The 19,739-nt window shown below is 63.5% G+C and carries 20 protein-coding genes and 1 tRNA gene; 11 read left to right on the forward strand and 10 right to left on the reverse strand.

Annotation, left to right across the window (positions count from 1 at the left end):
- Positions 1–255: 255 nt before the first annotated feature.
- On the reverse strand, positions 256–441 hold the full coding sequence (locus AC0QDI_RS08765) for a DUF1328 family protein (protein ID WP_098724422.1): 186 nt from the start codon (positions 439–441) through the stop codon (positions 256–258).
- A 109-nt stretch (positions 442–550) separates the two neighbouring features.
- Positions 551–2,449, reverse strand: coding sequence for a bacterio-opsin activator domain-containing protein (locus AC0QDI_RS08770; protein ID WP_474667232.1), 1,899 nt, complete (start codon positions 2,447–2,449; stop codon positions 551–553).
- Positions 2,450–3,227: 778 nt separating this feature from the next.
- Here AC0QDI_RS08770 and AC0QDI_RS08775 point away from each other — a divergent pair.
- Together AC0QDI_RS08775 and AC0QDI_RS08780 are read left to right on the forward strand one after the other, a co-directional pair.
- Positions 3,228–3,422, forward strand: coding sequence for an HVO_0649 family zinc finger protein (locus AC0QDI_RS08775; RefSeq protein WP_474667234.1), 195 nt, complete (start codon positions 3,228–3,230; stop codon positions 3,420–3,422).
- Positions 3,423–3,692: 270 nt separating this feature from the next.
- Positions 3,693–4,802, forward strand: a complete 1,110-nt coding sequence (locus AC0QDI_RS08780) for a hypothetical protein (RefSeq protein WP_474667236.1) — start codon at positions 3,693–3,695, stop codon at positions 4,800–4,802.
- Positions 4,803–4,927: 125 nt separating this feature from the next.
- On the opposite strand, the gene AC0QDI_RS08785 is transcribed toward AC0QDI_RS08780, so the two are convergent.
- A complete protein-coding gene (locus AC0QDI_RS08785; protein WP_474667238.1) occupies positions 4,928–5,491 on the reverse strand; it encodes an NUDIX hydrolase in 564 nt (187 codons plus the stop codon).
- A gap of 196 nt (positions 5,492–5,687) precedes the next feature.
- Here AC0QDI_RS08785 and AC0QDI_RS08790 point away from each other — a divergent pair, with 196 nt between their 5' ends.
- A complete protein-coding gene (locus AC0QDI_RS08790; protein ID WP_090622019.1) occupies positions 5,688–5,963 on the forward strand; it encodes a PadR family transcriptional regulator in 276 nt (91 codons plus the stop codon).
- 102 nt (positions 5,964–6,065) lie between these two features.
- Here the strand turns inward: AC0QDI_RS08790 and AC0QDI_RS08795 are convergent, their stop codons facing one another.
- The 3 genes from AC0QDI_RS08795 to AC0QDI_RS08805 all read right to left on the reverse strand — a co-directional run bounded on the left by AC0QDI_RS08795 (position 6,066) and on the right by AC0QDI_RS08805 (position 7,669).
- A complete protein-coding gene (locus AC0QDI_RS08795) occupies positions 6,066–6,287 on the reverse strand; it encodes a DUF7511 domain-containing protein (protein WP_474667240.1) in 222 nt (73 codons plus the stop codon).
- Positions 6,288–6,541: 254 nt separating this feature from the next.
- On the reverse strand, positions 6,542–7,270 hold the full coding sequence (locus AC0QDI_RS08800) for a profilin-fold protein (protein WP_474667242.1): 729 nt from the start codon (positions 7,268–7,270) through the stop codon (positions 6,542–6,544).
- Positions 7,271–7,357: 87 nt separating this feature from the next.
- Positions 7,358–7,669 carry a hypothetical protein gene (locus AC0QDI_RS08805; protein ID WP_474667244.1) on the reverse strand — a complete coding sequence of 104 codons (312 nt, stop codon included), beginning with the start codon at positions 7,667–7,669 and terminating at the stop codon, positions 7,358–7,360.
- A 178-nt stretch (positions 7,670–7,847) separates the two neighbouring features.
- Here AC0QDI_RS08805 and AC0QDI_RS08810 point away from each other — a divergent pair, with 178 nt between their 5' ends.
- The 5 genes from AC0QDI_RS08810 to AC0QDI_RS08830 all read left to right on the forward strand — a co-directional run bounded on the left by AC0QDI_RS08810 (position 7,848) and on the right by AC0QDI_RS08830 (position 14,852).
- Positions 7,848–8,237 (forward strand): PPOX class F420-dependent oxidoreductase, encoded by a 390-nt coding sequence (locus AC0QDI_RS08810; RefSeq protein WP_474667246.1) that lies wholly within the window; start codon positions 7,848–7,850, stop codon positions 8,235–8,237.
- 152 nt (positions 8,238–8,389) lie between these two features.
- Positions 8,390–10,093: an RICIN domain-containing protein gene (locus AC0QDI_RS08815; protein WP_474667248.1), complete on the forward strand. Its 1,704-nt coding sequence runs from the start codon at positions 8,390–8,392 to the stop codon at positions 10,091–10,093.
- A 136-nt stretch (positions 10,094–10,229) separates the two neighbouring features.
- The gene (locus AC0QDI_RS08820) at positions 10,230–10,658 is read left to right on the forward strand and encodes a DUF5518 domain-containing protein (RefSeq protein WP_474667250.1); all 429 of its coding nucleotides are present in this window, start codon (positions 10,230–10,232) and stop codon (positions 10,656–10,658) included.
- Between the two features lie 188 nt (positions 10,659–10,846).
- A complete protein-coding gene (locus tag AC0QDI_RS08825; RefSeq protein WP_474667252.1) occupies positions 10,847–12,427 on the forward strand; it encodes an acetolactate synthase large subunit in 1,581 nt (526 codons plus the stop codon).
- Between the two features lie 343 nt (positions 12,428–12,770).
- The gene (locus AC0QDI_RS08830; protein ID WP_474667254.1) at positions 12,771–14,852 is read left to right on the forward strand and encodes a hypothetical protein; all 2,082 of its coding nucleotides are present in this window, start codon (positions 12,771–12,773) and stop codon (positions 14,850–14,852) included.
- Positions 14,853–14,892: 40 nt separating this feature from the next.
- On the opposite strand, the gene AC0QDI_RS08835 is transcribed toward AC0QDI_RS08830, so the two are convergent.
- Positions 14,893–15,327 (reverse strand): PadR family transcriptional regulator, encoded by a 435-nt coding sequence (locus tag AC0QDI_RS08835; protein ID WP_474667256.1) that lies wholly within the window; start codon positions 15,325–15,327, stop codon positions 14,893–14,895.
- 258 nt (positions 15,328–15,585) lie between these two features.
- On the opposite strand from AC0QDI_RS08835, the gene AC0QDI_RS08840 reads away from it, so the two are divergent.
- Positions 15,586–15,843, forward strand: a complete 258-nt coding sequence (locus AC0QDI_RS08840) for an ArsR family transcriptional regulator (RefSeq protein ID WP_474667258.1) — start codon at positions 15,586–15,588, stop codon at positions 15,841–15,843.
- Between the two features lie 353 nt (positions 15,844–16,196).
- Here the strand turns inward: AC0QDI_RS08840 and AC0QDI_RS08845 are convergent, their stop codons facing one another.
- Positions 16,197–17,372: a hypothetical protein gene (locus AC0QDI_RS08845; RefSeq protein WP_474667260.1), complete on the reverse strand. Its 1,176-nt coding sequence runs from the start codon at positions 17,370–17,372 to the stop codon at positions 16,197–16,199.
- Between the two features lie 227 nt (positions 17,373–17,599).
- On the opposite strand from AC0QDI_RS08845, the gene AC0QDI_RS08850 reads away from it, so the two are divergent.
- Both AC0QDI_RS08850 and AC0QDI_RS08855 read left to right on the forward strand, forming a co-directional pair.
- A complete protein-coding gene (locus tag AC0QDI_RS08850) occupies positions 17,600–17,896 on the forward strand; it encodes a hypothetical protein (protein ID WP_474667262.1) in 297 nt (98 codons plus the stop codon).
- A gap of 311 nt (positions 17,897–18,207) precedes the next feature.
- On the forward strand, positions 18,208–18,363 hold the full coding sequence (locus AC0QDI_RS08855) for a hypothetical protein (protein ID WP_474667264.1): 156 nt from the start codon (positions 18,208–18,210) through the stop codon (positions 18,361–18,363).
- A 494-nt stretch (positions 18,364–18,857) separates the two neighbouring features.
- Here AC0QDI_RS08855 and AC0QDI_RS08860 read toward each other — a convergent pair.
- Together AC0QDI_RS08860 and trmY are read right to left on the reverse strand one after the other, a co-directional pair.
- Positions 18,858–18,930: transfer RNA gene (locus AC0QDI_RS08860), tRNA-Pro, on the reverse strand.
- Positions 18,931–19,020: 90 nt separating this feature from the next.
- On the reverse strand, positions 19,021–19,623 hold the full coding sequence (gene trmY / locus AC0QDI_RS08865; protein WP_474667266.1) for a tRNA (pseudouridine(54)-N(1))-methyltransferase TrmY: 603 nt from the start codon (positions 19,621–19,623) through the stop codon (positions 19,021–19,023).
- Between the last annotated feature and the right edge of the window lie 116 nt (positions 19,624–19,739).

Raw genomic sequence — 19,739 nt, forward strand, 5'->3', positions numbered from 1 at the left:
AGTGTTAGTGATTCTCATCCGCCCGTAACTGGTTTCGGTTTCGCCACCGGATGGAGGTAGCTCGGGTAATCGCAGGAGGGAAGCGTGATTAATTCGATCATGTCACCCGCGCAATCTGCCAAATATTGCGGGCCCGTAACCGCCGATATTCACGTCCGGCGTCTACAGCGGCCCGATCGGTAGCGCTACAGCGGTCCGACCGGCAGCGACTCACTACGGGCGCGTGACCGTCCAAACGCCGGTCGGCGTCGACGATCACAACAGGAGTGCGACCACCGCGAGGATGATGAAGATCAACACGAAGATCCGCGCGATCTCCATCGAGATCCCGGCGACGCCGCGGGCACCGACTGCAGCGGCGACGATCGCGAGGACGAAGAAGATGATCGCCCAGTACAGGAACCCACCACCGGTCTGAAGCGGCGTTGCGAGTGCGAGCATAGCACCGACTCCCACGACTAACCATATAAGCGTCGGCGACCGTCCACGGCCGTTCTCGAGGCTAAGCCGGAGCTACAGGTCTCGAGCGGCGACTGTCACCGAATCGGTACTATGCATCGCCGAAGAACGCTCGGCACAGTTTCGCCTCGGCCGTCCGCAGGTGCTCGTGGAAGGTCGGCCGCGAGACGCCCATCGTCTGGGCGAGTTCCTCGCCCGTCGCCGGTCGGGGCCACTCGAAGTAGCCGCCGAGGTAGGCCCGCTGTAACGCGCCGAACTGGCGGTCGGTCAGCGCCGCCTCGAGTCCGGCGGCGAACTCCTCGCGGGTCTCGTCGCCGCGGTCGCGCTGCTGGAACGAGACGACGTCGGTTCCCGGATAGCGATCCTCCACGGCTTCGACGACCGCGCGGACGTTCGCGGACCGGGGGATCTCGAGGGTGACGCGCGCTCGCCCGTCCTCGCTTTCGATCGCCCGGGTTCGGGCACCGCGCTCGGAGAGCCAGCCGACGAGGTCGTCCGCGCCGGTCAGTTCGATCAGACACTCCTCGTCTCGTTCGACGATAACGCGGCAATCGACGTCCGGCAACTCGGCGGCGGCCGCGGCGAGCTCGTCCGCGCTCGCGCCGGTGACGGTAAACAGCGACGCCGTCTCGTCGCCGGTCCGGTGGACCGACCGGCGATACTCGAGCCGACAGTCCGCCTCGGCGGAGAGGGCGACGGGCGCGAGGGCCCGGTCCGTCAGGTCGAGTTCGACGGCGACGACGGCGTCGGTCGCGAGCACGCGGCTGGTCTCGCGGGCGTTGACCCCGCTGGCGACCGCGCGGGCGAGCGCGGAGAGGATCACCGTTTCGCGGTCGTCGACGGCTCGGTCCCGATTCGTTCGAATCGTCAGAACGCCGTACTCGATCCCGTTGTACGTCAGCGGGAACGCGGCGTGAGTCGTTCCCGCAACGGTACCGACGGCCGGCTCACCCGTTGCGAGCGTTGCCGTGGCGGGATGGTCGTCGCCGCTCTCGATGGCGTCGCGCTCGGGATCGATCCCGGCGCTCGAGCGAACGTCGATCGCGCCGGTCGCGGGGTTGCGCTCGCCGATCCAGGCCCCGTCGTAGGCCTCTTCGGCCGCGATCCGGGCACAGACCTCGGACTCGAGCGCCGATCGATCGGTCGACCCGGCGACGACGTCGGTGACGTCCTGAATCAGTCCCTCGACGCGATCGAGGATGTACTCGAGTTCCGCGGTCCGCTCCTCGAGCGCGAGTTCCGCCTCCTTGCGCGCGGTGACGTCGTTCTGGAAGCCGACGTAGTTGGTCACGCGGCCGCCCTCGTCTCGGACGGGGGCGATCGTCACCTCGTTCCAGAACTCGGTGCCGTCCTTGCGGTAGTTCTTCAGTTCGACGGTGACCGGCCGCTCCTCGTCGATCGCGGCCGCCATCTCGGCGATCGTGTCCTCGTCCGACTCGGGCCCCTGCAGGAACCGGCAGTTCCGACCGACGACGTCGTCGTACTCGTAGCCGGTGACCGACTCGTAGGCCTCGTTAACGTAGACCAGCGGATTATCCTCGCGGTCGGGGTCGGAAAGAGTGACGCCGACCGGCGCCGCCGCAAGCGCGCGGTCTTTCACCAGTCGGTCGCTCGCGTCCGCCAGCGAACCGCCGGCCTCGTCGGCGTCCGTCCGGGGGCCGGCCACACCGCGATCGAACGTGATCGTCGCGCCGTCGGCACCCCGGTGGATTCGCACACCGTCATCGTCGCCCTCGAGAACGACCCGTCTGGCGGTGCCGACCGTCGTCTCGTCGATCGCCGCCGCGAGCCGGTTCCAGCGCGAACCGAGGGCGGTCGCCGCGTCGCGGTCGGCGTCGCCGATCCCGAAGGCGTCGCGGGCGGCGGCGTTCGCGTACGTCACCGTTCCGTCGTCGACCGCCACGACCGGATCGACCACGCGCTCGAGCGCACGCGCCGCTCCGGCGGCGTCACCGACGGTTCGGCCGTGTTTCGTGTCGACATCATCCATAGTCTCCCCTACGTGGTGACGATTAAGAATCGTTGTGATCGAACGAGGGGACGGGGGGCTGTCGGACCGTTCCGTTGAAATCTCCGGACAGAGACTACTGAACCGCTTCGAACGAACTACCGCTCGATCTTTCCCAGCCCTTCGGACGTTCGCGGGCGACCTGCTCGGTTTCGATACAGTCCAGCGGAAACCGAGCGAGGTCCCACCGTACTCGTCGGTCGAACTCGAGGCCGGTATCGCCCGCGCGGTGCTCACATGGTGCCGGCCCCCTCCTTCGAATCGGAGCCGATCGCTGTCTCGATCAGTTGCCCTCCGAAGCAGCGACAGGTCGGGAAACACCCGTTGATAGGTCGTTCCCTCGAGGCGATCCCCTCGGAGCGGCCAGAAGGCCAAAAGCGTCGCAGTCTCTCCGCCGATCGGTCGCGAAGTGTGTGGAATCTCGAGCGGTATCAGCAGCGTATCGTGGGGCTCGAGTTTCGTGGAGTGAGAGCGGACGCCGCGTCGGCCGCTGGAGTTCAGTATTCGGTCCACTCTCGCTGACTCATCGCGTCGGATACCGTCGAGACCTCGAACCGTTCGGTGTCGACTGCAGCCGAAAAGCGGTCCGCGACTGGGTCTCGAGTGTGATCGACAGCCGGCAGTCGACGCGATATCGAATCGCGTCGTACCCGACGAATTGCCGATTCGAATCGATACACGTCGCGTTCGACCGGCCGGCTCGACACGCGATTCGACGAGGGGCTAGAATGTTATATGCTGTCGTGGTGTAGTGTAACACATGTCAGTGTACCGTTCGCCGTTCGAGCGACTCCGGGAGAAGTTCGACGAAGCAGAGCTCCGCTGTCCGGCGTGTGGCTACGTCGACACCGACGGTGGCTGGCGCGTGACCACCTCGGGCGGGCGGGTCCGCTATCAGTTCGTCTGTCCGGCTTGCGACGCAGTCGAGACGCGAGAACTACGACTCGAGCGGTGAGGGCCGCAACCGCGTGACGACTCGCACGCGTGTGGCAGCGAGAGCGGTCGGCGACGACTACGGGGTGGCGTTTCGGACCGACAATCGACGGTTTCGACGCGGAATGGCAGGTAATCGACCGCTTGGAAGCCGGCAGATCACCGGAACCGCGGGGGACCCGGACAGGAAATCGGGACGGGACGTGCAGCCGGTCACAACGGCCGTTTTCTTCGATCTAATCTCGTAACAGTCTGCCAGTTTTAGCCCGAAAACCGCCGTAGCTCGGTTCGTATGGTTTCACGACCGCGAACGATCGGTGTCGCGTTCGTCGCGCTGTTGGTGACGCTCTCGGGGGGTCCCGCCCTCGTCGGTGGAACGACGGCGGCCGCGACCGGCGACGCCGAAGACAGGGGCGAACCGAGCGCGACACTGCAGAACGTACAGGTGGGCACGCTGGAACTCGAGAACGTGACGGTCCAGAACGCCACGATCGAGGAACTGACCGTCCAGCAACTGGACGTGCAGGGCGACGAAGACGAACTCCGACAGCAACTGAACCTGTCCGACGGGAACCAGTCAGCCGAGAACCAGACCGCGGGCAACCAGACCTCCGAGGTGATGATCTCGAACGTCGCCTTCGAATCGCTGGCCCTCGAGAACGTCACCCTCGACGAACTCGGTGGCGGTGCCAACGAGAGCGCGGCCGGCAACGAGAGCGAGAACGAGTCCGCGGCGGGCAACGAGACCGGGAACGAATCGTCGACGGGTCTCCAGCAAGTGATCGACGAGGACGCCAGCACCGTGATGATACAGAACATGACGATCGAGTCGATGAACGCCGAGCAACTGACGATCGATGACCTGACCGTCGGCGAAGGCGGCGACGGCGGTGGAATCCTCTCCGGCATCTCCGACGCCATCGGGGATCTGTTCGGCGGTGGCGGTGATGGCGGCGACGGCGAGAATCAGACCGCAACCGACGGGAACGAGAGCGTTCAGGAGATCGAGTCGCTGACCATCGAGCAGTTCGACGTCGGCGATATCACGTTCGAGTCCATGACCGTCGGCTCCCTCGAGAGTCAGCGGGCGGATAACGCGACGAGCGAAAACGCGACCGCAAACGAGACGGAAAACGAAACGACCGCAAACGAGACGGCCGCGAACGAAACGATGGCGGGCGGCAACGAGACGGCGGCAGGCGAAACCGTCTCGTCGGTTTCCGCGGGAGCGATGACGGTCGAGAACAGCTCCGCCGACACCCTCACACTCGGCGAAACGCAGGGCCTCGAGGAGGCGCTCGGAGGACCGGCCGATGGCGCAGCGAACGAAACGAACGCGACCGCAAATGAGACAAACGCGACTACGAACGAGACCGGCAACGAGACGAACGCAACGGGGTGACGACCGAGTCCGACGCACCGAACGTAACGACATGAGGAACCGAGCGGCGTGACCGGCTCGAGCCGGTCGAGCGCCGCGTTCCACCGCAGTCCGTCGTTTTCGGGACGGGCCGCGATCCGGATCGATCAGTCGATAGTACGAGACGGATCGATCAGTCGATAGTACGAGACGGCGAGTACCGTCCGACCGTCGCGGATCTCGCCGGCGGCCACGGCGTCGGTCAGTTCCTCGAGCGGGAGTTCCATCGGACGAATGCTCTCGTTGTGATCGAGTCGCTGCTCGGCGGTCGGGCGACAGCCGTCGGCGACGAAGAAGTGCAACACCGAGTCCGCGATCCCGTTGGCCGGCTCGACGGTCACCAGCGACTCGAGTGTCGCGGCCTCGTACCCGGTCTCTTCGGCGAGTTCTCTCCGGGCCGCGGCCTCGAGGTCCTCGTCGTCGGGTTCGACCCCGCCGACGGGAAGTCCGCGGCTGATTCGCGAGACGGCTTGCCGCCACTCCTCGATGCAGACGACGTCGCCGTCGGGCGTGAACGGCAGGACGCAGACGCTCGGGGCGTCCGAGAGGTAATCGAACTCGGATTCCGTACCGTCGGGAAGTCGAACGGACTCGTTAACGATATCGAACCCCGGACAGGAGTAGGCTACTCGGCGCTCGCGAGTGTCCCAGGCCAGTGGATCGGGTGGCATAGCGGCCGATACGGCGGTGGCGGTCAAAAACGCGGCGTCACGGCTTCGGCGTCACGCGCGGTCGACGGTGGACTCTCGGCACCGAGCGTGCTCGGTCGATAGCGGTCCTACGGGTCGCATTCCGGCTCGAGCGACGTCGTATCCGCTCTATAACAAAGCCACAGAGCGGTGAACGTCGTCATTCAGAGGGTGATCCATGGACCAGCTAACTGGCTTCCAGCGCGACCTGTTGTACGTGATCGCAGGGAAAGACCGGCCGTCCGGGCAGGAGATTCTCGACGATATCAATAGTTACATCGACCAGCCCGTCACACACGGTCGACTGTATCCGAACCTCGACACGCTCGTCGAGAAGGAACTCGTCGAGAAAGGCGAACTCGACCGGCGGACGAACTACTACGCGCTGACGCCGAAAGGCCGACGCGCGCTCCAGCGTCGCCAGGAGTGGGTCGACCAGTACGTCGACGTGTAACTCTTGGCGACCTTCTCTCGAGAGGGAGTCACCGGTAGCGCCTCGCTTCGCGGTGGGATCTGGGTGCGTCGTGAACCGGTTTTCGAACGCCCGCGACCGCCGTCACCGGGCGTCGTCGAGATCGACGACCGCCTCGAGATCCGCGGTCAGCCAGGCGTTCAGTTTCTCCGTCGTGGTGCCGTCGTGGGGGACGAGCGTGCAGCGGTCGTCGTCGGCCTCGTATCGGACGACGACGGCGTCGAACAGTACCGCGTCGTCCTCGGTAATCGAGGCAGCGTACTCGTGGGCGGTTCCGTCGTCGGTCCCGTCGGCGGAGCCATTCATAGTAGTCCAGGCGAGCGTCGTCGCCACCGTCCCGTAGGTGGAGCCGGCACAAAACGACTTCTAGGTGACATATAGAGAGATTGGGTCGACCGTGTACCGCTCCCGAATCCGCTCCGCGAGTCGACTCGCGGTAGCAACTGACCGGCGAGTACGACGACCGGTGGGGACGACGACCGGTGGCGGAGCCGTCGAACGAGATTCGACTCGAGTCGCCGGGCACCCACAGATAAGCGGGCCGTCCGGTCGACGAGCGGTTAGTCGTCGCCGAAGCTGACCTGCGCGAGATCCGCCTCGAGGTCGGCGACGTGCTCGTTGAAGTCGGCGACGAACGCGGGAACGTCGCCGGCCAGTCGGCGGACTTCCGGTGCCGCCGGCGGCCCGTACTGCGAGAGGAGGTAGACCCCGTCGGAGCCGCCGACCCGCAGGTAGGAGGCGAGGTCTTCCTCCCACTTCAGTTCCCAGCGGGTGCCCGAAATCGTCGTCGCGTAGGTGCCGTACTCGCCGTCGTAGCGGTGGAGCTGACTCGCCATCGCGTTGCAGACGTCGCGGATGCGATCGACGATTCGGTCCCGTTCGGCGACCAGTTCCGCCGTCGATTCGGCCTCCGGGAACTCGTCGGAGACGTCCGCGAGAATCCCCTCGAACGAGCGGACGTACTCGTTGTAGGCCGCGACGAACGCCCCGTAGTCGGCCATCGCCGTCTCGAGGGCCTCGGGTTCGGGCGGCTGCTTGCTCGAGACGACGTAGATCTCCGACCCCGATTTCGGGTCGAATTTGAGATACTGGACGTCGCCGGCCTCGTACTTGAGCGTCCAGCTCCCGCCGTCGGTGTTGAACGTCTCCTGCCCGTAGTCACCGCCCTGGAAGACGGCGAGTTCGCGCGCGATCTCGCCGGCGTGTGTACGAACGCGGGCGGCCAGTTCGTCCCGTCGCTCGGCGATTTCGTCCATCTCCTCGACGTCCGCCTCGAGTCCGTCGGTCATCACTCGAGGGAGGGGGCGAGACCCGGTAACCGTTACGCCATCACGACGGGAGAGCGCAGCCGGACTCGGACGGGAGCGAGAGGCGGATTAGTCGAAAACGCTACTGTTGTTCTCGCTATCGTTCCCGGTCTCGTTGGTCGCGTTGCCGGTTTCGTTCGTCATGTTGCCGGTTTCGTTCGTCGCGTTTCCGGTCTCGTTCGTCTCGTTGTCGCCGGCCGGTTCGTCTTCCATGTCCTGCCCGTTCCCGGTCCCCTCTTCGGTTTCGGTTTCGTCGTCTCCGTTACCCGTATCGTTGTCGTCGCCACCGGGGCCGCCACAGCCGGCGACGAGCGCAGTCGACGCCGCGACACCCGTTAGTTGCAGTACTCGTCGGCGAGTCGATCGCTGCTGATCGGTCATAGGGGTGTGGACACCGTCGATACGCATAAGCCGTCAGCCGTCATTCGCGTGGTCACTGACATCTCTTGGTACGCGCAGACTGCCAGCCGACTGAAATCGATTCCGTCTGATGCGGTGTTCGTTCGCTTGCGATCGGTGTAGGCAACACAGCCAAAACGAGGGCCGTTGAACAACGCCCATGGCACCGATACCCGAGGAGTTCCACGACCTGTTCGAGAAGCAAACGTTCGCCCACGTCGCGACGCTGACCGACGACGGACTCCCCCACGTGACGCCGGTCTGGATCGACTACGACGCGGACGACAACCGGTTGCTTGTCAACACCGAACGCCACCGCCAGAAGGCGCGAAACGCGGAACACAACTCCGGGGTCGGCGTCAGCATGACCGATCCGGACGATCCCTATCGCCACCTCTCGGTGATCGGCGAGATCGACGAGATCACCATCGAGGGCGCTCGAGAACACATCGACGAACTCGCGCGCCGGTACACGGATAACGACGAGTATCAGCCACCGATCGAATCGGAGCGTGTCATCCTGCGAATTCGGCCGGATCGCGTCCTCTGACGCCGCCATTACGGGTGACGACACACGAGCGTGCAGTCGATCCGACGAGCGCCGCGTGGTGGTCGCTCGAACGGGACCGCCGTCCGAGGGGGTTTAGCTTGCATCACAAATGAGGGTGAAACGATAGGTAGACGCATCGACTTCGTTCGATCGTGTCACAGCCAGATGCGGTACCCGCGACGGACGAACGCGACGAATCGGAGACGACCGACTGGAGCCGACGAGGCGCTCTGGCGGCACTCGGTGCGGGCGCTGTCGCCGGACTCGGAGCACCCGTCAGCGCCAGCAGCCACGACGCGGCGGTCTGGTCGTCGGGCGGGACGTGGTACGCCGACGCTCACGGCTCGGGCGTGTACGCGGGCGGCGACATGCTCGACGCGATTCAGGCCGCCGTCGACGGGCTCACGCCGGGCCGAACGACGAAGGAGACGGTCGTCGTCGAAAACGGCGGGACGGTCGGCCCGACGAGCGAGGTCCACGCGGTCGACCTGCCCAGCTACACGACGCTCGACGTTCGCGGACCGATCACCGTCGAGGACACCGGCGACGAACTCGTCGTTCCGATCCGGGCCCGGAGCGTCGAATCGATCGAGCTCCCCTCGATTACGATAAACGGAAATCCGCGATACGGAATCTGGATCCAGAGCTGTGCCGACGTGACCCTCGGCACCGTCGAGATGGCGCTTCACGAGACCAGCAGCATCGGTCTCGGCGTTCGAATCGACGACGGCGACGGGGGTCGCTCGAGGAGCGTCTCCCTCGAGTCGGCCACGATCGAGGGCTGTGCCCACCACGCCGTCGAAACCTACGGCGTCGACGGGGTCGATATCGGCACCGTGACGACCGCGGACACCGGCGGCTGCGGCCTGCTCTTGAACGACACGACCGACGCGACCGTGGGGACGGTCGACGCGACGAACCCCGACCCCGGGGGTGGGTACGCCGGGTTCCGGGTCGCAAACGGCGGCGGTCAGAACGTCACCGTCCGGAAAGTCATCGTCCGCGGCGGTGCCCGCGGCGTCTTCGGCGTCTCCGGCAGCAGCGGCTTCACCGTCGAACACGTCGACATCGAGGGCACCACCAGTCAGGGAATCCTGCTCCAGGACTGCCAGAACGCCGCCATCAACGGCGGCATCGTCCGTAACACCAACAGCGAGGGCGTCCGCATCGATTCGCGCGACGGCGGCTCCCACCCGGCCGCGGAGAACCTGACGGTCCGGAACCTGCGCGTGGTCGACGATCGAGCGACTCCACGGCAGCGCTACGGGATCCGCGAAACCGGCCCCGGCACGGCCAACAACGCCATCCTGAACAACGACCTCAGGAACGCCGGGACGACCGCCGACCTCGAGATCTACGCCTCGAGCACGGAAACGCGCGGAAACGTGCTGACGGGCGAGGAGCCGCCGGACGACGGAGGGGGCGGCGTGGCCGACGGCCGATACGTTCTCGAGAACGTCAACAGCGGCAAGGCCCTCGAGGTTGCGAACGCCTCGACGGCCGACGGCGCGAACGTCCAGCAGTGGCCCGCCAACGGCCACTCGACACAGCAGTGGGACGTACGGGAACGGGGGAACGGCGAGTACGAGGTCATCAACGTCAACAGCGGGAAACTCCTCGAAGTGGCGAACGCCTCGACGTCGGACGGTGCCAACGTCCAGCAGTGGCCCGCCAACGGCCATCCGACGCAGCGCTGGACGATTCGAGAGGTGGGCAACGGCGAGTACGAGCTCACCAACGTCAACAGCGGTAAGGCCCTCGAAGTGGCCGACGCTTCGACGGCGGACGGCGCGAACGTTCAGCAGTGGTTCGCCAACGGCCATCCCACGCAGCGGTGGGTCCTGTCCGGCGTGTGAGCCGATTCTCGCGCCCGTCTCGAGCGGCGGTCGCCCCGGTTCGACCGGAGAGTAGAGGGGTTCTACGTAAGACTGCAAGTGGCTTTCAGTAGCACAGTAGGGAGGGTTTTGTATTCGAATGTGGATAGAATCGAGTATGGATCGAGAGAAACCAATCACCGAATCCTCGTGGCTCTATCCGATTGCTGTCGGAGTCGGATCGATCCCGGCCACGCTCCTCTTTCAATGGTTTTCCATCGGGAACTACGTTCTTGCGCCCGTGCTTTTCGCAGGCGTGATAGCCGGATACCTAGTCGCCGAGCGGCCGATATCGAGTCGCCGCGCCGGTTGGCGAGCGGGGTTGATCGGTGGACTCGCGCTGTTATGGGGCGGTTTTCGGTTTCTCACGCTCGTTCCCGAGTACTCGTTCGATCTCAGTACGTCCGTTCTCGCGGGGTTCTCTACGGTACTCGTCGTCGGACTGTCTATCGTCTACTTCGGGCTCGTCGGCGGACTCGGCGGGTTCGTCGGCGGCCGGCTCGCCGACAGGATCGACGGACCTGGATCGCTTTCCGTCGCGAACTAACCGTCTCTGTCCTTCTGAAGCGCCGAACGCCAGTCTCGGATCGCGATCGCTCGTTCGTCGGATCGGACGGTGATTCGATCGCCGCTACGAGAACGTCGGGACGAACCGTGATTGCCGCGTTCGGCTCGAGTCCATCTCCTGACCCAGCAGGGGCGACCATTAATGCCAGCGGTGTAGAGGGGACGCCCATGGCCACCACCGCGGATCTGCTGGTCGATTGTCTCGAGTCCGAGGGCGTCGAGCGCGTCTTCGGCGTCCCGGGCGAGGAAATCGAGGACCTGCTGTTCTCGCTCCGGGAGTCACCGATCCGGTTCGTCCCGACGCGCCACGAACAGGGCGCGGCGTTCATGGCCGACGTCCACGGTCGGCTGACCGGCGAGGCGGGCGTCTGCTGCTCGACGCTCGGGCCCGGCGCGACGAACCTCATGACGGGCGTCGCCGACGCCCAACTGGACAAGAGTCCGGTCGTCGCGATCACCGGCCAGGGCGGCCGCGAGCGACTCCACAAGGAGAGTCATCAGGCGCTGGACGTGGTCGACGTCTTCGAGCCGATCGTCGCGTGGAACACCCAGATCGCCGAGCCCGAGATCGCGCCCGAATCGGTGCGCAAGGCGTTCAAGCTCGCCGAGTACGAGAAACCGGGCGCGACCCACCTCGAGTTCCCCGAGGACGTCGCCGCGTCCGAAGTCGACGGCGAGCCGATCGAGACGCGCGATCCGGTTCGGCGACCGGATCCGGACGACGAGTCGGCCGCGCGCGCGGCGCGGCTGATCTCTGAGGCCGAGCGACCGATCCTGCTGGCGGGCAACGGCGCGGTGCGGACCCGCGCGTCGGAGCACATCCGCGCCATCGTCGACCGCATCGGAATTCCGGTCGTCGAGACGTACATGGGGAAGGGAGCGATCTCGGACCGCGAGTCGGCCTCGCTGATGACGCTCGATTCGGGCCCCGAGGGCGAGGCCGCGCGGGCGATCGAGCGCGCGGACTGCGTCGTCGCGGTCGGCTACGACATCGCCGAGCACGATCCCCAGGGCTGGAACTCGGCTCTCGAGAAGACCATCGTCCACGTCGACTACGAGCCCGCGGAGGTCTACCGCCACTACAATCCGGACGTGGAGATCGTCGCCGACGTGGGCGCGGCGCTCGAGGCGATCGGTGGACAGCTCGAAGACGAGGCCTGTTCGCTGTGGTGTGGCGATCTGCACGAACGGCTGCTCGAGGCGGTGACGGAGCCGCCGGCCGACGACGATCCGGTGACGGTGCGGAACGCCCTGCCCCTCCTGCGCGAGGCGATGGCCGACTCGGACGTGCTCGTCTCGGACGTGGGCAGCCACAAGATGGCGATCGCGCAGTCGTTCCCGACCTACGAGCCCAACACGTGCGTGATCTCGAACGGGCTGGCGAGCATGGGGATCGCCGTCCCGGGCGCGCTGGCGGCCGATCTGGCGGTCGAGGGGAACGTGGTCGCGGGCACCGGCGACGGCGGCTTCCTGATGAACGCAGCGGAACTCGAGACCGCGAGTCGACTGGACTGTAGTTTCACGACCGTCGTCTTCAACGACGACGACTACGGGCTGATTTCGGAGAAACAGGAGGATCATCGGGGCGAGCACACCGGCACCGAACTGACCAATCCCGATCTGGTGACGTTCGCCGAAAGCTTCGGGCTCGAGGCCTACCGGCCCGAGGGGTGGGCCGAGATCGAGTCGGCGTTCGCGGCGGCCGTGCCGTCGGCGGAACTGTCATTGATCGAGGTTCGACTCGAGTGAACGGCGTTCGACGACCGAGGCGGCCGGTAACGGTCACCCGCGTTCGGTCTCCACCGGCGGGTTTCGCTCTCGAGCGGTGAGCCCACATCGACCGGTGGACGGTCTCGTCTCTCGCTACTGGGAAGCACTGCAGGGGAACGCACGGGACCGTCATCGGTCGAGTATGAGGCCCCGCCCGTGACGATCCGTTACTGACCGACCCCGAGAGCCGTCGCCTGCGGATCGCGACCGGACGGCGCGGACAGAAGCTTCTTGATCGGATAGCCGCATCGGGGGGTATGACCAGCACGGGAGTGATCGTTCGCGTATCGAGATCGGAGTGCCCGATGGGCGGTGACGGATCGTGACCGGCGACGCCACGGACGGCGTGAATCGGCGGGCGGTACTCGGCGCGCTCGCCGGCGTCGGCGGGGCCGCCGTCGCCGGCTGTTCGGCGTTCGAACGGGAGAGCGACGGCCGGACGAGTCAGGTGGACGACGACAGGGCTCGAGCGTTGGCGACGCGGTTCGCCCCGACGCTTTACTTCGACGATCGCGAGCCGTGGTTTCCGACGGATCCGCGGTCGTACACCAGCGAGCGCGACGGGGAGACCGTCGTCGACGGATTCGACGCGCTCGACGGCTACCACGACCGGTATCGCGAGGGGAGTCCGCCGGAGCCGACGGTGTTCTATCGGGCCGTCGAGTACGAGGAATCGCCCCTCGCCGTGGTCCAGTTCTGGTTCTACTCGGTCTTCGATCAGTTCACGACCAACTTCCACTGGCACGACTGGGAAGTGATGCACGTCTTCGTCGATACGGAGACCGACGAGCCACAGCTGTACGTCGCCAGTTCCCACTCCCGGAACGTTCCCAACAACGAGTTTCTGGATCCGGATCCCGAGACGGTTCCGCGGATCCTCTCCGAACTCGGCTCGCACTCGAGTACGCTCTCGGTCAACGACGTCCCCGACCGCTTCCAGCGGGTCGCCGTCGAGGACCTGCTCGCGGACATCACGAACACGGCTATCGAAGGGATCGAGGACCTCGCCGACACCCCGTTGGCGTACGGACTGCCGCGGGACGAGGGATCGACACTCCCCTATCTCGTTCCGGAGTACGAGGGCGAGCCGATCTACGACCACGATCGGTTACCCGCCGTCAGCCGGGAATCGCTGATTCCCGACGAGCTAACCGTCCGGTCGTTGGACGCGTTGACAGCGCCGCCATCGGACCTCCCGACGCGGGAAACGGGGCTCGTCTTCCGGCACCGCGAGCGGGGGACCGACGCCGACGTCGAGTACGATCTCGTTCCGAGCGGCGAGCTCGAGCACATCGCGGCGTTCACCGGGCCGCAGTTGAGCTTCGAGTTCAGCGTCCCCGACTTCCTCGAGGACGCCGTCGCCGGACACATCACGACGACCGGGACGCCGTGGGAGCAGCCCCGGTACGAGAATCCGGCGGCGAATATCTCCGTTCCCCACCACCGGACGACGCTCGCCGACCGCTACGACGCGATCGGCGAGGCGGCGCCGATCAACACGGTCGTCAGCCGCGTCACGGAAGCGGTGACGGCCGACGACGCGCCGGACGGCGAAGGGCTGACCACGATCGAGAGCGACCTCGAGGCGGTCGTCCTGGTAGAGAGCGAACCCGAGGCGGTCCCGACGTTCGTCGGCGTCGCCGTCGCGCAGGACGTTCCGGCCGGGGACCACCGACTGACGGTCAACAGTGCGGGTCGAGCGCCACACAGCGAGCGCGTCACCGTTTCGGACGACGGAGCCGCGACGGCGGCCGGCGTCGGCGGCGAAATTCCGCTGGTCGCCCGCGACCGGGCGACGAAGCTGGAACTCGGCGACGAAAACGGTGAGAGCGACCTCTCGGCGGTGGCCGTCGAGGACGACTTCGCCGGGCGGCTCTACGAGTCGGCGGTCGACGGGTCCGACGTCGTCTACGTGCACGGCGGCGGGGCTTACACGACCGAGGTTCGGGACGGCGACGACGCCGTCGGTGCCTATCGGGTCAACCCGGACCCCGCGGCCGACTCGGCGGTTCGCATCGAGCGGCCCGAGACCGGCAAGGCGTCGCTCGCGGAGTTCGTGGCGGCAATCGCCGAGGAGACCAGGGCGGCGGTCGCGGCGGTCGGCGACGGTGAGACCGACGGCGATGACGCGGAGAGCGGGTCGTCGAACGCCGTCACGGGACTCGAGCGCGCCCTCGCGGCCGTCGTCGAATCGGCGCGGCGAGCCGCCGAGCGGGCGCGCGCGAAGGAGCGCGGGAACGCCGAGAAGCAACTGGAGGCGGTCCGCGAGCGCCTCGAGCGGGCGGAGAACCGACTCGCCGAGGCGGAGGGGGACGTTCCGGAGTCGCTCTCGAAGGCGACGGGGAAGCGACTCGAGCAGGCCGATCGGCGCTCCGAGCAGGCGCGGGACGCCGAGAAGCTGTAGCCGGCGTCTCGGACCGCTTCGACGCCTCGTCTCGCCACGATTACTCGTCTCCGTTCTCCTCCCCTCGAGCGGTCGCCCCGTCCGCGCCGGTGTGAGCCGCGCCGATCCCGCAGCCGTCGGCGAAGCGTTCGGCGCGTTGGAGGAGGAGCGCGCGCCCGGCGTCCGTGAGTCGGTACGCGCTCGCCCCGTCGGATCGGTCGCGGTCCTCGAGGAGGCCGCGCCCGACGAGGCTCCGCAGGTTCGGCTCGAGTCTGGTGCGGGTGACGGTGGGATACGTGCACCCGAGCGTGCACATGATCCCCAGTTCGTCGCACGGCCGGTCGTCGCGCTCGCGGCGGGCGACCGCCTCGAGACAGTCGCGCTGGAAGGCGGTGAGTTCGACCCACGCGCGCCGGCCGTTCCTCGCGAGGTGACTCGGGAGCGATGCGTCTGCTCGAGCGGGATGTTGAAGGTCCCGCGAATCGTCGTCTGACATGGCTTTCTGGTCGAGTACGGAAGCCACGCGGGCCGGTGTTTCAGGCACCGGGTCCGCATTTCACTCGTGGACCAACCGGGCAGCCTCGGGTCTGTTTGGCCTCCGTCGATTCGACCGAGGAGCGGGCAGCACTTAGAACTAGTGCATCATATACAGTACTAGAGGGAGTCAAACGGCGTGCAAATACCGCCGAACCGGGTGTTCTAACACGGTGTTTCGTGTGATCACGGTCGAATGCGACGGCCACGGGTGGACTGGATGACGCGGGCTGACGATGCGATCCTCGAGTTTCTTCTCAACGAGGGGAATCGCCCTCTGATCGCGAATCCGTCCACCGTCGAGGCCAACATCGATTACAAGATTTCACACGTGAGACGGCGGCTCCGAGCGCTACAAGACGGCGGGCTTGTGGAATACTACGATGAGGGTCGTGGACTCTACCGGATTAGTGGCCGAGGGCGCGCCTATCTCGAGGGGGAACTTGATGCCGAAGACCTAGAACGGAATGTGGAATAATGATTCTGTGACTTTCCGTTATCCGCTGGCAGGGTAGCGGAGATCACCACGGGCCCGAGCAAACGAAGATCTCGCTCGGCACTATATTCTACTCAATATCGTTGCTAATCTCGGATTCGTACGATCGTACACACGAATTCGGACTCCTAGTTTTCTCGAGTCGCTGAACGGTTCAATTCGTCCCGAAACCAGTGAGCGTGTTGCCTATTCAAGGAAGAATATAGCGTCAAACGGCGATCTGATTCGTAATTTGCACACGAGATGTGAAGCCTCGTGTGTATAACCTGAAATTAGATTCTGTCAGCGTGCAATCCTAGGGGAGAGGGGAAGAGAAGAGAGATTAAGCGAGATAGTCAGATTATCTTTGGAGTGAGAAGGCCCGCTACTATCAAAAATGCGCCTACTGCGGTCAGTATCCAGTATGATTTATCTTTGAATGAAATTAGATTCGAAACTATGAATTGGCTAAGGCTCCATACTGCAATGAGTAGACCGCCAGTCAAAATGAGAATTAAGCCTGCAGCCTGATTGAATTGGAGTTGAGTGGAAATAGTAGCAGAAGCTATTATTAATGAGATTAAGGCAGCGAAAAAGCCCAAAAACTGTAACGATTGGCCACGAAGCGAGTTGATATCAGTTTGCGTATCATCAACTGTCTTTTCGAGGCTACTGATGTCTTCAGAGATCTCTTTTGCCCTGCAAGACAAATCTTGATAGCTATCCTCAAGCGTGGCTGTCTTATCTTCAATTTTCGCTTCTAATTGCAGCCGTTGGTATTCAGATATGATACGAGTGCGTCGTTCGCGATCAGGATCAATCGCACCCATCGCCTTTTTGACCGCTGCTACTGCCCTTTTCGGTTCCGATTTTTGGAGGAGAACTCTACTCTTTAAACCGTACGGTTTGTGGTATTCTGGCCACGATTCTATTGATTCATTAATTAGTTCCTCTGCCTTTTCTAATAATGACTCGTCATCCACCTGAACCCCAGAGATAGTATTCACCTGTATACCATTTTCTAACGCTTCAATAGTAACCTCTGCAAACTGCAATTTAATATAATCACTCTCAGGGCAGTCATCTAACGCTTGGGAGATGATATTAAATGACCTCTGTATAGCCTCTCCTCCACCGAGTGACAAATGGATTTCTGTTATAACAGCATCTAAACTAGGATCGGGATTCTCTGCAATTGATTTTGTTTCAGAAACTAAGTCAAACGCATAATAATGATCTCCTTTCTCGATACTCAAGTATATCAAGAAAACCCCTTCAGCTATTTTATCAAGTTCCGAATAACTATCAATTTCATCAGATAACAAATTAGTGATTAAGTCTACACTTTCAAGCTTAGTTTCCGCTGCTTCTGCCCCACGTCTGAGATGATAGAACCATTTGTTGGTATATGGCTCGACATTTTCATTTACGCTTTTTATATAGTAGGATATATGTATCTTAGCTTGTTTTTGAGTGTGTGATTCACGGATCTCAAAAAAGTCATCAAGGGACCGAGAGCTGATCTTTTCCATTCTAAGTAGTTTGCGATCTCTGTTCTATTCTATACACATATATTTTGAACGGTCTGTTTCATATACACTCTTATCTCAAGGACTTCAACCACTCAAACTCAGCCACTCAAACTTTCTAAACAAGGTACCACTATAGAGGAGCGAACGAAAATCAGTGTTTACGTGATGAGTTTGAACATTTCACCTAGCCACAAAGCTTGATAGAAGGCAGTGAATGTTTTTAGAAAATGGACATACCAGTCGAAGACACGATCAAGGACGCTGCAAATATGTTAATGGTGAGTCTCGTGGCAGGGGTGGCTGCCGGAAGATACATCGAAAAAGGAAGCGGTTTCCTATACGGATTCATCCTGCCTGCGTTCGTGCTTCTAGTATTCTTTTTTATAGCAATTCATATAATTGTAGATCTCGCAATGCCAGACGCTTCTAAGGAAAACGAAAATAGAAACGCAGAGAAAGTAACTCACCCGCGTCTCAATAAACCACGCTCATCTGGACCTACGTACCGAAACGAACGTAGATAGGAGAGAACACCCCTGTTTCATGTGCTTCAACTGGAGTTCTCGCTGTGCGAAGATGGGGCGGGGCGCTGTAATTTTTGGCTCAGTCCCCTTGGGGACACCCGCCAAGGGGGCTTTCGCGCGAAGCGCGAAACGACCCCGCAGGCGTTGCGGTGTGGGCGCGTCGATTCGGTCACCGCATCGTTCGCATTCGTCGAACTCGACGAGGCGGGTTCTCACGAACCACCGTCCTCGAGATCGGGGCCCGTCTGTAATGACTGAAAACCGAGATTGCCAGCCAGAGGCTTTTGCCTGTCAGACCACTGGGGAGAGATATGAGCACCAACCCACCGGTCGAATGCCCCCTTTGTCACGAAGAACTCCCCGAGAACCAGAACGTCGACGAGCATCTGGTCGAAGACCACTCGAAGGAAGAACTGGCCGAGTTCGTCGTCTCGGAACCGAACGCCTCGAGCGGAGATATCTCCTAAGCCAGATCACTGGCTGGATAGTCTCGGTGGTACGGTGCTATATGCAGCGGCCGGCGCAGATCTCGAACAGTTGCGAGACGGTCGCTCCCACTACGCTCGAGCGCTGCGACTCGCATGTTCGAATTCGCTTGCTCTCGTTCGCTTCGCTCACGAGCGCGGTTACGGCCACCCGAAAGCCGTCGCTGGAAGAACGAAAGTGGGGAAAAGTGGGCCGGCGCGAATTCGAATCACCGCGGAGCGAAGCTCCGCGAGCCCTCGTTCGCTGTCGCTCACGAGGACGCGGTTACGGCCACCCGAAGGTCGAAGGATACCGCTGTCCGAAGTTGAATTGCGGGAGAAGTGGGCCGGCGCGAATTCGAACTGGGCAAGACGGTCGCGCTCACTTCGTTCGCGCGCTGCGACTTGCTGGCTCGAATTCGCTTGGCGAAAAACGACTTCCCCGCACTCGGAACGCCTCGCTGTCGCTCGGCGTTCGTAAAGTGCGGGAAAGGTAGTGGGCCGGCGCGAATTCGAATCGCGGTTACGGCCACCCGAAGGCCGAAGGATACCAAGCTACCCCACCGGCCCGCATTCTGAGTGAACGGATCCGGTCGTTTAACGCTTCCGAATGCCGGCGTCGAACCGCCGGCAGGAGGCCCGTTCCCTCCAAAATCTATCTCAAAACCGCTCGTAGCCGTCCGTATCCAGGTAGTGGTGCGCAATCGTAATCGCCTGATCCGCGTGTAACAACTCGGGCCCGAGCCGGAGCCGCTGATCCGCGAACGCCTCGAGCAACCCCGCCTCCTCGTCGGTGAAGTCCCGGTGATCCGAGAGCACGAAAATCCCGTCACCCAGCGCGTCCGCAGCCACGTCGACCGCCGCCTCGCCGTCCTCGTGGAGCTGGACGATCGGGCCGTCGTCGGCGATCTCCTCGAGCGTCCCCTCGAACCCGCGGCGATAGACCTCGATCCCCGGGCTGGGTTCGGCGGGGAGCGCGCCGATGGCGTCCTCGCGGTGCTCGAGGGCCTTCCGAACCAGCGCGGCGGTGCTCCGCTCGTCGGGGTTGAGCCGCTGGAGCGTCCTCCCGTCGAAGGTGATCGTGAGCTCGTCCTGCGGGATCAGGTGGACGCGCACGTCCTCGCGAATGCCGTGGGAGGTGACGAACGCGGCGGTGATCGACCGACAGAGCGCGTCGAGGCGACCGGCCCCGCCCGCGAGGTCGTCGAGCGAGAAGTCGGGCTCCGTGGGAACGTCGTGACCGATGAGCACGAACTGGCGCATACCGGATCGTGGCCGGCCGACGGGATAGCCGCCACGATTCGGCGGCGGGGGATCGCTGCCACCACCTACCGTGCAAAAGCGCCGCTCGACGCTCGAAACCGTTCGGCGCTCGGAAA

It is taken from the genome of Natrinema sp. LJW11, from assembly GCF_056135975.1.